General features: G+C 48.6%; 12 protein-coding genes. 8 read left to right on the forward strand and 4 right to left on the reverse strand.

Going from position 1 to position 13,154, the window contains the following annotated elements; all coding sequences use genetic code 11:
• Positions 1 to 96: 96 nt before the first annotated feature.
• Positions 97 to 2,553, reverse strand: a complete 2,457-nt coding sequence (locus tag I2H74_RS11990; protein ID WP_420707444.1) for a glycosyl hydrolase family 18 protein — start codon at positions 2,551 to 2,553, stop codon at positions 97 to 99.
• A 232-nt stretch (positions 2,554 to 2,785) separates the two neighbouring features.
• On the opposite strand from I2H74_RS11990, the gene I2H74_RS11995 reads away from it, so the two are divergent.
• The 4 genes from I2H74_RS11995 to I2H74_RS12010 all read left to right on the forward strand — a co-directional run bounded on the left by I2H74_RS11995 (position 2,786) and on the right by I2H74_RS12010 (position 6,412).
• Entirely contained in the window at positions 2,786 to 3,388 is a 603-nt protein-coding gene (locus tag I2H74_RS11995; RefSeq protein WP_195574211.1) for a GNAT family N-acetyltransferase, read from the forward strand.
• 65 nt (positions 3,389 to 3,453) lie between these two features.
• Entirely contained in the window at positions 3,454 to 4,212 is a 759-nt protein-coding gene (locus I2H74_RS12000; protein WP_195574212.1) for an alpha/beta hydrolase, read from the forward strand.
• Positions 4,213 to 4,373: 161 nt separating this feature from the next.
• Positions 4,374 to 4,991, forward strand: coding sequence for a CmcI family methyltransferase (locus I2H74_RS12005; protein WP_195574213.1), 618 nt, complete (start codon positions 4,374 to 4,376; stop codon positions 4,989 to 4,991).
• Between the two features lie 137 nt (positions 4,992 to 5,128).
• The gene (locus I2H74_RS12010) at positions 5,129 to 6,412 is read left to right on the forward strand and encodes a globin-coupled sensor protein (protein WP_195574214.1); all 1,284 of its coding nucleotides are present in this window, start codon (positions 5,129 to 5,131) and stop codon (positions 6,410 to 6,412) included.
• Between the two features lie 222 nt (positions 6,413 to 6,634).
• Here the strand turns inward: I2H74_RS12010 and I2H74_RS12015 are convergent, their stop codons facing one another.
• From I2H74_RS12015 to I2H74_RS12025, 3 genes are read right to left on the reverse strand one after another with little or no spacing between them, the layout of a single operon-like run.
• The gene (locus I2H74_RS12015) at positions 6,635 to 7,717 is read right to left on the reverse strand and encodes an ABC transporter permease (protein WP_420707445.1); all 1,083 of its coding nucleotides are present in this window, start codon (positions 7,715 to 7,717) and stop codon (positions 6,635 to 6,637) included.
• Positions 7,714 to 8,730: an ABC transporter ATP-binding protein gene (locus I2H74_RS12020; RefSeq protein WP_229106598.1), complete on the reverse strand. Its 1,017-nt coding sequence runs from the start codon at positions 8,728 to 8,730 to the stop codon at positions 7,714 to 7,716. The genes I2H74_RS12015 and I2H74_RS12020 overlap by 4 nt, the downstream gene beginning before the upstream one ends.
• Positions 8,730 to 9,890: an NEW3 domain-containing protein gene (locus I2H74_RS12025; RefSeq protein ID WP_195574215.1), complete on the reverse strand. Its 1,161-nt coding sequence runs from the start codon at positions 9,888 to 9,890 to the stop codon at positions 8,730 to 8,732. The genes I2H74_RS12020 and I2H74_RS12025 overlap by 1 nt, the downstream gene beginning before the upstream one ends.
• A 267-nt stretch (positions 9,891 to 10,157) precedes the next feature.
• Between I2H74_RS12025 and I2H74_RS12030 the strand changes: the two genes are divergently transcribed.
• The 4 genes from I2H74_RS12030 (at position 10,158) to I2H74_RS12045 (ending at position 13,124) form a co-directional block, all read left to right on the forward strand.
• On the forward strand, positions 10,158 to 10,742 hold the full coding sequence (locus tag I2H74_RS12030; protein WP_195574216.1) for an RNA polymerase sigma factor: 585 nt from the start codon (positions 10,158 to 10,160) through the stop codon (positions 10,740 to 10,742).
• Positions 10,735 to 11,562 (forward strand): anti-sigma factor, encoded by an 828-nt coding sequence (locus I2H74_RS12035; RefSeq protein ID WP_195574217.1) that lies wholly within the window; start codon positions 10,735 to 10,737, stop codon positions 11,560 to 11,562. The genes I2H74_RS12030 and I2H74_RS12035 overlap by 8 nt, the downstream gene beginning before the upstream one ends.
• A gap of 319 nt (positions 11,563 to 11,881) precedes the next feature.
• The gene (locus I2H74_RS12040) at positions 11,882 to 12,355 is read left to right on the forward strand and encodes a hypothetical protein (RefSeq protein WP_195574218.1); all 474 of its coding nucleotides are present in this window, start codon (positions 11,882 to 11,884) and stop codon (positions 12,353 to 12,355) included.
• Positions 12,356 to 12,422: 67 nt separating this feature from the next.
• Positions 12,423 to 13,124: an AIM24 family protein gene (locus tag I2H74_RS12045; RefSeq protein WP_195574219.1), complete on the forward strand. Its 702-nt coding sequence runs from the start codon at positions 12,423 to 12,425 to the stop codon at positions 13,122 to 13,124.
• Positions 13,125 to 13,154: the final 30 nt, after the last annotated feature.

Below are 13,154 nucleotides of genomic sequence, written 5' to 3' on the forward strand. Positions count from 1 at the left end.
CCATATAAAATATATAAGCGATGCTTCTTGAATCTCATCTAATTCTATATTAGCGATAAGAACAACCTCTAAACGCTGCAGCTTATCTTTAAGGACTTATTTCTTCATCCAAAGCGCCGGTACAGCTGGGGGCTCCCATCCAGTCAGTGAGGTGTGCGCGATTCTGCAAACGTATACCACGTTATTGTACGAGACTTCTTGACCCACTGTGTATGCTGTATTCGGTGCCCAAGCTGCTGGGCCTGTGGATGCGGACTCGGTTGTGACGTTAATCGCAGTGCTGCTTGGCGATTGGTTGCCAGCCGCATCCTTTGCTGCAATTTGAATCGAGTAGGTGGTCACCTTTGCAAGTCCAGTCAACGTATAGCTTGTTGTTGTACCTGCAGTTGAGGCTGCCTGGCTTCCGTTCACGTAGATAACATAGCTCGTTACCCCGACGTTATCTGTGGATGGACTCCAGCTAAGTGAAATGGTCGTATCCGTACGAGCGGTAGAAGCGAGGTTTGCTGGTGTTGTCGGCGGAACGAGGTCGTTTTCTGCGAGTGTTGAGATGGTTAGTTTTTTACTGAGTGCTGATGTATTGCCAGCCGCGTCTTTCGATTTGATCTGGAAGGTATAGGCGGTATTTGGTGCAAGGTTGGACACGGTATATGTCGTCCCTGTGACCGTGGCTGCAAGATTGGTGCCATTATAGACTTCGTAGGCTGCGACGCCTACATTATCGGTGGCCCCGCTCCAGGTTAGCGTCACACTCGAATCCGTGATAGCTGCTGAGGTCAAGATTGTAGGCGGAGTAGGTGGTGTCGTGTCAGCGGATGCGGGAAGTGTAGTGAATGGAGCAGGCGCGCTGCTGCCAGAGAGATTGCCAGCTGCATCCTTTGCTTTTACAGTCACCGTATAGCTCGTATTTGGGCTTAGTCCGCTTAAGGTCGCGGTAGTTGATGCAACCGACACGTATAGGGCGTTCCCAAGGTAGACATCGTAGCCTGTCACGCCTACATTATCTTGGGAAGGTGTCCAGGACAGCTGAGCAGAGCTGCTTGTTATATTGCTTGCAGTGACTCCGGTTGGTATTGTTGGAGGCAGCTGATCACCAGATGGAGCACCAACACCCAAGTCCTGCGTCACCCGGCCAAGCAGCGTATCTCCTGAGCATGCATATTTAGGACTCGTACGGCAGTCCATGCTGATATCCCAGATCATGGCCCCGCCAAGACTCTCACTCTTGATATAGGCCGTCTTGTAGCTAATGGACTCCAGATCCTCATAGCTGATAAAGGTTCCTGTACTTGGCTGGTACAGATAAGGTACTTTTGCGGCATCATTCCAATATCGGGTGTATCCGTTCTTGTTGACCATATTGGCAATCAGGTCGCCGTAGTCGAACATGCCCGTTGAGCCTGTTTCATAATTGTCCCAAGTCCCTCTAGCAGCTACATCACCATTGTAATCCGGTGTGCAGGCTTGATATAAACCGTCCTGATTCGGTCCTTTCGCACAGTTCTTCCAGCCTCGACCATAGAATGGCAGGCCCAGCACGATCTTATCACTCGGAACGCCTGCTTGCTTATAGGCTTTCACGGCATAATCGACGTAGAAGCCTGTGCTGGAAGACGGATCATGAGGGTCGCTGTAGAGCGGGGCGTTATGATTGGTTGCCTGCTCCCAATCTCCATGAAAGTCATAAGTCATGATGTTCATCCAGTCAACGATGCTTGCGACCTGTGCGATTTCCGTTGTTCTTAAGTAGGATTCATTTGCTCTTGTAGCAATCGTGAGAAGGTAAGTGCGGCCATCTTCGCTGCCGGCTTGATTGAGCTTCGCACGGACATCCTGAAGGAGCAACGTAAAGTTCTGCTTATCCTCTGGGCGGGCACTGTTGCCAGTAAGCCCCCCTTCAACAGGGTATTCCCAATCTACATCTATGCCGTCAAAACCGTAGGTGCGGATGACATTGACAGCGGAGTTGGCGAAGTTCTGGCGAGCGGTAGGATCGGCGGCTACATCGGAGAAGCGGTTGGACCAAGTCCATCCACCTACAGATAGAAGGGTTTTGAGATGAGGATATTTCGCTTTCAACTGCTTGAGCTTATAGAAGTTGCCGCAGAGACCCTTTGAGCATTCCTCCCATTCAAGTGGAATGCCGTCATCATGATTGACGTCCGCCCATGGATCGCCCAGAACAATAGCGCCATTAGGGACGTTTCCGGTTTGGGTAGGTACGCCGCTGTCTTTGCAGGGCCAGGTTTGTTTGTTCGGATTGTCTTTCGCATTCGATGGATTGCCGTGCCGTCCGTTCCAACATACATCTGCAAAGGCATAATTCAAGTGAGTCAGCTGACTTCCATCGATATGCTCAACCTGATAGTTCTGATCATAAATGGCCCACTCGATAAAATATCCTACTGACTTATACGTGGATGCTGCAGCTGCGGCGTCTGCTTTGCTGCTGAATGACGGATAGACCATCGATAGGACCATGCAGAGCATGATTCCTAATAGCCACCCCCTCTTCCCCTGATATTTCGCTCTTGTAGCGTTCGATTGAATCACGGTTACTCCTCCTTTTCAAATTAAATCCCTTTCATTTATATTTAGAAAATTTGATTTTAGAAAAGGTAGCCGCAATTTATTTTAGTACTGAATCATTTGGAGAGCGAAGGAAAGAAAATCAGAATGTAAAACAAAAATAAGATAGAATATAAATAGAAGAGATTCACAGCAGCGATAGAATCGTTAACAGATTAGGGTGCTATGCTGGGCATTCGAGGAGGACAATTGAGCTATGATGGAGAGCTACACGATTAAAAGCTTCGCTCAGCTGAATGAGGAGGAAAAAAAGCAGGCTACCGAGGTCTTTGTAGAAGGATTCTTCCCCCAGCTGAAGCTTCTTTCAAAGGATCGAGAGAAGCTCGTCCGTCTATTTCAACCGACTTTTTCGCTGGATCAGGTGTTTGTGTGTGTCTATCAATCTCGCATCGTAGGCATTGTGGGCTATTCCACAACGACTGGCCGTGCACAGACCTACCAGCGAGAGAACTTCATAAAAGAACTCGGATGGTTTAAAGGCAGATTCATCTATAAGATGCTTAGTCGAGAGGTGGAGTCTGTGATTCAACTGCGTGATAAGCAGTGCTACATCGAATCCTTAGCGACAGCGGAGAATATGCGGGGAAAAGGGGTGGCGACCGCATTGATCTCTTATCTGCTCGTGCATCTAGACGAGTACGAGCATATGCTGGAGGTGGCGGATACCAATCAATCTGCCATCCAAATCTATGAACGATTAGGCTTTGAAGTTGATAAGATAAAGCCCTTAAAGCTATTTCGCTGGCTGGCGGGGTATAATGCTCTGCTTTTTATGAAATATGTGCGCAGCGTGGACTAAGCATAGCAGCTTTACTGGCTGATTTTATAGACGGAAGCGTCCTAATGGAAGGGAGGGGGCTGTTCATGAAAAAAATAAAAGGCTCATGGCAAGAGGATAAAGCAGCTGGAAGACGGCTAACTATCTATCTTCCGCCGTCTTATGCAAAGTATGAGCAGCGTTATCCTGTCGTATACTTGCAGGATGGCCAAGACTTGATCGATCCAGCTCAAAGCGACGTCATTCCTAGAATGGAGAAAATGATGGCGCAGCATAAGCTGCCCGAGCTCATATTGGCAGGCGTAGAGCCCTGTCATCGCTTGAACGATTACTCCCCTTGGCCAGCCAAGGCGATGGGAACCAGATACAGCCGCCATGACTTTGGCGGCCAGGGGGATCTGTACCTTCAGAAGCTGACTCAGCTTATAAAGCCTCATATTGATGCAACCTATCGGACGAAGCAGGAAGCGGAACATACCGCGATAGTAGGCGTATCCCTTGGTGCTCTAATCAGCTTGTATGCCGCTTATACCCATCCGCAAACCTTTGGGAAGATTGGCTGCTTATCAACATCGATCTGGTATGAAGGCTTCCTGGATTATATGAATGCGCATTCAATTCCTACCGAGCTTAGAATCTATATGGATATCGGACTGCAAGAAAGCAGAGCTTCTAATGATCAAGCAAACGACCTCCTCCAGCTGACGGAAAGAGCATATCAGCAGGTAAAAGCATCAGGTGTGCCGGATGACCAAGCGATCCTTGTAAAGGATGAGCAAGGCAAGCACCGACCCTCTTCCTTTATACGCCGCCTGCCCGGCGCTCTGCAATGGCTTTTTGACTAAAAGAGTCATATAACTAATCAAAACATTTCCTATAAAACAGGCACAACAAACATATCGGATTCCCCCAAGCAAGATCCTGTTCTGCTGCATTTACTATGAATAACAGAACTGAAAGGTAGAGCTAGAGGTTCTAGGTTCTGAATCGTTAAGGGGGGAACCATATGAAAGATTTCATGACGCCGTTTTATCTTCATTACTATAACAGCAACGTATGGAGCAATACTTATTGGCTGGGTCAACGTGTATTGAAGTGTCCACTCGATATGATTCTATACCAGGAAATTCTGTACAAGCTGAAGCCGGATGTCATCATTGAATGTGGAACGAATGAAGGGGGAAGCACGCTGTTCCTGGCCAGCATTTGTGACTTGCTGAATCACGGCAGGATCATCAGTTTGGACATTATGGAAAAGGAACGACCTCAACATGAGCGCATAACTTACATGCTTGGCAACTCGGTCTCGGAGTCAGTATTTAACAAAGTAAAGCAGATGATTGCTCCAGAAGATACTGTACTGGTTATTCTAGATTCCGATCATTCGCAAAAGCATGTGTACCAGGAAATGAAGCTCTATCATTCCCTCGTAACGGTGGGCAGCTATCTGATTGTCGAGGATACGATTATCGGACATCCTGTTGTTCCTCAATTGCTTCCTGGTCCGATGGAAGCGGTGTTTCAATTTTTGAATGAGAATGACGATTTCCAGATTGATGAGACGAAGCATAAATTCCATCTCACTTTCAATCCTAACGGCTATCTGCTGCGTGTGAAAAAATAAAATTAAATAACTCACTTGGTATATATACCCATATGATCTCAGTCATGTTATGATCGCGTTATACGAATTTATTTGAACTAATAGGCTTAACACAAGCTCATCCTGTAATAGGACGAGTACATCCGGGGGGAATGACATTGATAGCAGGAATTCGTAAAAAGAGAGTATCGCTGCTTAGCGGCTTGTCTGCTGCTGAGGGGCATATTCAGGTCTCAAACGCGATACAAGAACAGCTTGATATGATTGGATTGACGGAGCTTGACCTAGGAGCATTGGCAAGATTGAAGCCGTACGCAGAGGAAAGCATTGATAAGACGATCGATTATTTTTATGAAATGGTAGAAAAGCAGTCGGATTTGAAGGCAATCATCGCGCATCACAGCCATACTGAACGCTTGAAGCAAACGTTAAGGCCGCACCTCCTTCAAATGTTTGAGGGCAGGCTGAATGAAGAATATATAAGAAGAAGGAAGATGGTGGCTCATATTCATGTCCGCATTCATCTTCCGACGAAGTGGTATATTGCCTCCTTCGAGCTTCTGCAGCACTCCATTGGCCAGCTGGTCAGCAGCTTAGAACTGCCGGATACCGAAGTGCACCTGATTCTAGAAGCGCTTAATCGAATTTTGAATCTGGAGCAGCAGCTTGTGCTTGAGGCTTACGAGGACGAGAATGACCGTATTCGCGCTGAAGCGGCAAAGGAGAAGCAGAATGTGCAGCAGGTGATCTCCGAAGCTTCGAAGAAGCTGACGATCAGCACGACGGATACGATGAAGGCGCTGAACGAGCTTCTTAATCGTTCAGATGAGATGTTCGGCAAGGTGCGTAACAGCCGCGAATCTTTCAGCGAGGTCGCGCATCTTTCCCAAAATGGCAGCCAAATGCTGCATACACAGCAGGCGCAGATGGATGTCATCGCATCCTCGATGAATGAAGCGATGAAGCGCATGCAGGAGCTGATTGCGATCTCCCAGGAAATTCAGGAGATCATGACGATCGTCAAGGGCATCTCGGAGCAAACGCAGCTGCTCGCTTTGAATGCGACCATTGAAGCGGCGCATGCCGGAGAGATGGGCAAGGGCTTTGCTGTCGTCGCGAAGGAAGTGCGCCGAATGGCGGAGCAAACCAATGCTTCATCGGGAGTTATTCAGAATCTGATTGAGAAGACGAATGAGAAGATCGACAGCATTCATGCGATCATTCAGGATGTGGACGGACAGATTATGAATAGCACGGGTGAGACTGGAAAAGCCAATCATTTCTTCGCCCATATTCATCACCGTATCGAGGATAATCAGCGTCAAGGCGAAGAGCTTATGCAGGACGTCGAGGAGCTGACACAGTGGCTTGAGGATATCCGCAGTGCCGCAAATAGTGTCGGCCTTCAGGCAGAGTCGCTGAAGGGAATGCTGAATGAATAAGAAAGCGAGCATCGTGTAGAACGACGTTGGCTTACACGCGTGAAGAGCTGCTGTCATAAGCCTCTTGTGTACACATGTGGAGACTATTGTGAAAATGTTCGTCTTTCAGATATCATATGTGGATTCATCAGGAACTCCAGGGGAGTAGACCATATAATGAAGAAACACAAAAAGACCGTTCTTAAGCTGGACAGCTTGAACGGTCTTTTTCCATTGATATCATCAACTTCTGGAACGAATCTCTTGGCGCATAAACAGCAGATAAGACAAGCCAAAGCAGATTATGGTTGCGGCCAATAGTCCTGTAAGCTGCGGCCATACGAGAATGATGCTTTGCGACAGCGACAACGGGCTTGCGATCGCTCCAACGAGCTGGTCCATCGTGAGCGGTCCGAGCGAACGGACGCCAGGCGACAGCATCGTCGTGATGGTCTCGGTAAACAGCTCCGTTGGCGACAGCCTGTTCAGCGTCAGAATGAAATTCATCTGTCTAAGCTGCGTAGCCGCATCGGCGGTCTGAGAAACCGCAGTCGCGCTATTGATCAAACCAATAATCATGCTGTAGAAAATGGTGAAGAACAGCCAGCTTGCGATTGATGCGAGTGCGGATGTCGCGGCTTGGCGGAAGCGAATCGAAAAGAGAATTGATAGATTCAGCCAGAAGCCGATGTAGACAACGGCAATGAGCAAGAAGACGATAATCCGCATAAACTCCTCGGGTGTAGGCGGATAACCGATCGTTAATAAGCCAAGACCCATCACGAGAAAGCCAAGTGAAAAGACAACGATGGCAATCAGGATGAGGGAAGAGACGAACTTGGCGATGATGAAATCATCCCGGTAAATAGGTTGCGACAATAGGCGTCCAAGTGTTCCCTTGTTGCGCTCGGAATTGACCGCATCGAACCCTAGCGCAATGCCTAGCAGTGGCCCAAGCCAGGAAAGGAATGTGGCAAAGGAAGGTACTGCTAGGGTAGAACTGGTCAAGGTAAACATGCGTAGAAACAAGAACGTGTCGCTTGCCATTTGCTGATCGGCACCCCCGCTTCGTATAGCACCGATGACAGAGTAGATCGAGCCGATACAGGCAAGGACAATGATGCCGATCAGGATGCCGAAGCGAAGGCTACGAATATGATCGCCGATCTCCTTTTGGACCATCACCCAGAAGGGGGATGACGAAGCTGCTGAGCCGCTCTCTTGCTTCGAGCCCTCCCAAGACGATTTAAGCTGGCCAAAGCGATCCTTAATTCGTGGCACGATGGAATTCCATTCGATCATGCCAGATGATTTCGACTCATTCATTGCTCGGATTCCCCCTTCCGTTCGAAATAGCGATGATAAATATCATCCAGTCCATAATCCTTGCGGCGAAGATAGACCAGTTGAGCCTGACTTGCTAGAACGGTTTCTGCAATCTTGGATGTCATCTCTTGATTGCACATAATCGAGACGATCGGCACACCCTCGCTGTTCTTTTGCTCCTCTTCATGATAAAGCGACAGCACGCCGTCAAGAGCTTGAATCGCGCTTTCAAGCTGAGAGGTCCAAGGGGATGCTCCGACTTCAATATGCAGATGGCCCTCCTGATGAAGTTCCTTCGCCAAGGTCTGAATATCCCCGCTAGCAATAAGCTGGCCTTTTACGAATAAGCCTACACGGTCGCAGATCTGCTGAACCTGGTGCAGATGATGGGAGGACAGCAGCACGGTGAGCCCTTCATCCCGACTGAGGGAAGAAATAAGCTCAAGCAGTTCCTTAACCCCCTCCGGATCAATACCGAGCGTAGGCTCATCCAGAATAATGACCTCTGGATTCTTAATCAGGACATCGGCGAGACCGAGGCGCTGCCGCATTCCTCTTGAGAAAGCGCCTGCCTTTTTTTCAGCATGCTCGATAAGTCCGGTCTTTTTCAGCAGAATAAGGGCACGATCACGTGCTTCCTGCTTGGAAAGGCCGTTTAGTCTGGCTGTGTAAACAAGGTTATCGAGCGCGGTTCGATCATCGTAGAAGCCGATGTCATCCGGCAAATATCCAACTCTGCTCTTGATTTTTAAGGCTTGTCGGGTCGGATCTAGACCACAAATGACCGCTCTGCCTGACGTCGGCTCTGTCAGACCTAGCATCATAAGGATGGTCGTCGTTTTCCCTGCTCCATTTGGACCTAGCAGTCCAAAAATTTCTCCTTTATGAATCGTTAAATTCAACTGATCCACAGCCTTGTAATCTCCATACTGCTTCGTCAGCTGCTGAAGTTCAATAATCGGCTCCTCTTCTCGGATGTAATCCTTCTCCTGATAAAGAGTCATGTTCATCATTATCGTCTCCCGAACTTACGGAACAAATAATAGATGCCTGCAAATACGGCGAGGATGATCAAGACACCGATCCAGCCCCACAGCACAGAGGACTTCACCGTTACTCTTAGATCAGCAGACGCGCTCTTATTGGCGGAAGAGGAGGTCATGCTGACAACATAGTCTCCAGGCAGCGATTTACCGCTGGACTTGATCGTAGCCTGCACGCTCTTGCTCTCTCCCGGTGCAATGGATGACACGGTAGAAGGCTCAAAGGATACTTCCCAGTCGGTCGGCGCGTTAGCTGAGAAGCTTAGATCCTGGAGCTCGGCTGAACCGGTATTGTGCACAACCATCGTCAGCTTGCGCTCAGAGCCTGCCTTGACATCTGTGCTTAATCGATCATCAGAAGTGGTAAGCATCATGTCATACGAGCCTGTAATTACAGCTTCAATCTTGGCCGTCGCATTCGTATCCTTGCTTGTTGCAGCGATCGGAATGCTGTAGGAGCCAGCCTCTACCTTCTCAGGCGGCTTCACTTCGATCGTGATGGACTTTTCGGCATTCGGCTCAACTTCAACCGAAGTTACACTGTTGCCGTCCGCCTTGAAGCGCACATCGAAGCCGCTGTCCGCTTGGGCGCTAAAGGCATAGGTTTGCTGCTGATTGGTGCGATTTCTAAGAACCGCACTATACGTAAAGGTAGAATCGGCATGGCCTTCCATATTGGCCTGATCCACACTCAGCTCCGTCTTAAAGGTTCCTTGCTCAGATACATTTACAACTAAAGGCAAAGAGGAGTTATCGGCTCTTAGCGTGAAGGTGTAGCGGCCTTTATTGATCTCTAGCGGCACATGGAGCTGCAGGTTGATCGTTTGGGCCTCGCCCTTTTTAACCGCAACCTTGGTAATGTCGCGGCCTCCCGCCGTCAATGAATAATCCCATCCCTTAGCAGCAGTCTCAAAGGACAGGCTTGCAGAAGCAGTCGATGAACCGTTATTGATGAGATCAATGGAATACGAGATCGTCTCGCCTGGTGCCGCTGACCATTCGAGATAAGGCGTGTACAACTCCAAGGAGCCTTGAGCTTCAGCTTTTGATACGGAGGTAAAGGTACCTCCCATAAGGGTGATGACTCCGATGAGAAGCATCGCAAGCCATTTTTGATAACGCAAAGCCATGATCATTTCTTCCTCCTATATCTTCATGGTGAAGGCGCCTGCATAATGACAGGTTGATGGGAAGAAGCTCTTGTCGGTGAACGATGGGCCCCTCGCACAAACAAGATATCTCGCCCGATATATGGTGATCATTAACGGTACGAATGAGAACGTGCTTTGGATCTACCCGAATCTAAAAAATTTTTCATGATGGCTGAATGCCTTTTCAAAGCGATCGGAATTTGGTACAACAAAAAATAGAATTTATTGTTCGGGAGGGGAAAGCATATGGACCTGCAGCATGAAGAGATGGCGTTACGGTTAAGGGAGATGTGCGAGGGCTCAGTGCCTGCGTTTGATCTCTTTTATGAGACATACTCCCCTTTTGTGATGCAGGTTGCTTACAGGCTGGTTCAGGATCGGATGGAAGCAGAGGATGTGTGTCATGAGGTCTTTCTCGAAGTGCTGAGGAGGGGCAAGGACTATGACGCAAGCCGGGGCTCGATCAAATCATGGCTTGCTGTCATGACTCGGAGCAGAAGCTTGGATCGTATGAGGAGAAGCAAAAAGGTGCAGGTAGGCATTGAGCAGGAATGGCCGGAATCTGCAATAGGCTCAGTCGAAGAGAAAGTGATCGCCTCCTTTGAACAGGAAGCGGTACGGCGAGCGGCCTGCAAACTGCCGGAATCGCAGAAGAAGGCGATTATCGGGGCTTACTTTGGCTATCAGAGCCAAAGGGAAATGGCTGAGAACTGGCAAGTGCCGATCGGAACGGTAAAGTCTTGGGTACGATATGGACTTTCGAATATGCGCAAGCAGCTGGAAAGACACGGATGGCTGAATGATATGGAAGGAGGGAAGAAGGATGAGTGATCACCTGAACATGAACAGACTGCATAGGGATCCGCAGCATGCTCAAGAGCAGGGGAAGCAGCATGAGCACTTTACGGAGACGGAGTGGATCGACTATATCCTTCAAAGCCTCCCTCAGGATAAAGCCCTACGCATGACCAGCCATCTTGCCGATTGCAAGACATGCATGGAACATCACGAGTACTGGATGGAGCTTGTTGGAACTGAAGGGATGTTGAACAGTGCGGGTACAACGCATGACGACTTGACCGAGCTTGTCCCTCCAAAGTGGATAAAGCGCCGGCTTCATTGGCGAGTGCGCCTGACGGGACTCATGCATAAGCTGCGTGAAGGGGTCCAAGCACCTAAAAAGCGTAGGCTGTTTGGAGCAAGCGCTTGTGTGGCGATTGTGTTAATGGCGGGCATTATCGGGTGGCAGCAGCAGTCATCTCCTTGGGATCACTATGTTCAGCAATATGAGCCGGAGGCCGTCTCCGTCATGTCCAATCCGCAAAGCGAATCCTATCCAATCGAGATTGGGCAATTAAAGCCAGATTCAAGTGTGGTTTGGTATAATGCGAACTCGCGGGAGATGTTGATGCTGTTTGGCGGATTGATGCCAAAGGACAATGAGTACGTACGGGTATGGGCGATGCATGAGGGCACAAGGCAAAATCTTGGCGTATTGAAATATCATGCCTACCGAGCGCATTTGTATGTGAAAGGCCAGCGTTTGGATGAAGCCGACCACTTCTTTATTACGATTGAGCCTAAGCATGGATATGCAGATCAGAATGCAGTCGAGACCATTTGGTTCGAGCTCCCTGGGATGAAGAAGTAGCATGTCATATCGTAATATGGAAACTCCGGTTGTTAAGTTAGCGATAAAGAGCCTGTCCAAGGGATGGGCTCTTTTTTGTTCGTCCAATCGATGAAAAGGGGAATAGAATACAAATCAAGGAGATTAGACAAGGATCATGCCGAACTTTGGCAGAAATGCAACCAATAATCGACAAGCATCGTATTGTAGGTGTGAAACATGTTACGATAAGACAAAACATGTTGAAAAAGTGCTAAGCAGGTATTGAGATATACACTCGATTCATCCTATGAATGACAGGTGATGACGATATGATAATGGACCAAAAGGAGCGGGATACATGAAGCTTATGCAACGATGGCATCGGCCGATGCAGCTGTTGATGCTGCTGCCTCTCGTGCTTGTGATCAGTCTTGGCTCCCCTTCTAGTGCTGAAGCTGGATGGTGGGATTGGTTAACAGGCATAAAGCAAATTCCTTCCGAATTTGACGAGCTAAAAAGCAAGTATGACCAGATGGAGCAGTCTTTCCAGGAAACGCAGGAAAAGTATAAAGAGATGACGGACAAGTTCCGCTCAGAGACCGATATGCTTAGGGCTCAGAATGATCAGCTCTTAGAGCAGAATTCGGAGCTGAAAAAGTACAATCAAGAAATGACCGACAGGCTGCTGCTATTAGAGCAGCGGGATCAAGCTCAGCGGCAGCAGACGAAGCGAATCGTCACGGTTGTGATGGTCGCGATTGGGCTGCTGGTGCTGTACTTTGTTCTTACACGGGTCCTGCGTGTACTGGTATGGGAACGCAGACGCTTATAACGAATGACAGCAGTCCAACGATTACAAGAATCGGAAATAAGGCTGCAAATAGAGGAGGTGGAAGGTCATGCACATTGTTAGTGACCAGCCGACCGCGCTTTCCCAGGCGGTGACGGTACAGCTTGAGCCTGAGGAGGCGGTATATGTGCTGCATCCGCAGCAAATTATTAGCTTTCAAGGGCAATCCGAACAGCGCGAAGATCGCTTTATGGATATCGCGGGCATGTATCGGAAGCGAAAATTTATTCAGTCCAAGATTACAGGACCTTCCTCCTTTTTGATTGGGCTGCCAGCGGGATTCTGCATTCAGATGATCCCAATCACCGAGGGGAGCGATCTGCTGTTTGAATGGAAGCACATCCTGTTCTATACCGAAGGCATGAAGGTGGAGCGTCGAATCCAAACCTTTAAGAATGCAGTGATTACCCGCGAATTGGTTAAAATGAAATTCAGTTCGCATGATGGTGTCCTTGGCATTGTATCGAACGGACCTTTGTATATGATGGAGCTTGATCCTGACAGACCGACCTTTGTGGATGTGGGCTGCTTGGTTGCTTACCCAGAGAATGCCACGCTGAAGCCGCGTGTATACGGCAATACGCTGGCGAGCCAATACATGAATTATCATTGGGAAATGACTGGCAGAGGGTATGTTCTGCTTCAGACGGGCAAGAGTGATGCGCAATTCGCGAAGGATATAGAAGGGGACGGCATCGTGAAGCGAGTGCTGCGAGAGGTTATTCCGTTTGGCAGTGTAATTATCAAATGACACGCGATGTTTTTAAATATAATTGCAAAA

The organism is Paenibacillus sp. 1001270B_150601_E10, from assembly GCF_015558675.1.
Taxonomy (GTDB): domain Bacteria; phylum Bacillota; class Bacilli; order Paenibacillales; family Paenibacillaceae; genus Paenibacillus_B.

Coding starts and splice junctions, on each gene's coding strand:
- I2H74_RS11995 (WP_195574211.1), top strand. CDS start 2,786: ATGATGGAGAGCTACACGATTAAAAGCTTCGCTCAGCTGAATGAGGAG.
- I2H74_RS12000 (WP_195574212.1), top strand. CDS start 3,454: ATGAAAAAAATAAAAGGCTCATGGCAAGAGGATAAAGCAGCTGGAAGA.
- I2H74_RS12005 (WP_195574213.1), top strand. CDS start 4,374: ATGAAAGATTTCATGACGCCGTTTTATCTTCATTACTATAACAGCAAC.
- I2H74_RS12015 (WP_420707445.1), bottom strand. CDS start 7,717: ATGAATGAGTCGAAATCATCTGGCATGATCGAATGGAATTCCATCGTG.
- I2H74_RS12020 (WP_229106598.1), bottom strand. CDS start 8,730: ATGATGAACATGACTCTTTATCAGGAGAAGGATTACATCCGAGAAGAG.
- I2H74_RS12025 (WP_195574215.1), bottom strand. CDS start 9,890: ATGGCTTTGCGTTATCAAAAATGGCTTGCGATGCTTCTCATCGGAGTC.
- I2H74_RS12030 (WP_195574216.1), top strand. CDS start 10,158: ATGGACCTGCAGCATGAAGAGATGGCGTTACGGTTAAGGGAGATGTGC.
- I2H74_RS12035 (WP_195574217.1), top strand. CDS start 10,735: ATGAGTGATCACCTGAACATGAACAGACTGCATAGGGATCCGCAGCAT.
- I2H74_RS12040 (WP_195574218.1), top strand. CDS start 11,882: ATGAAGCTTATGCAACGATGGCATCGGCCGATGCAGCTGTTGATGCTG.
- I2H74_RS12045 (WP_195574219.1), top strand. CDS start 12,423: ATGCACATTGTTAGTGACCAGCCGACCGCGCTTTCCCAGGCGGTGACG.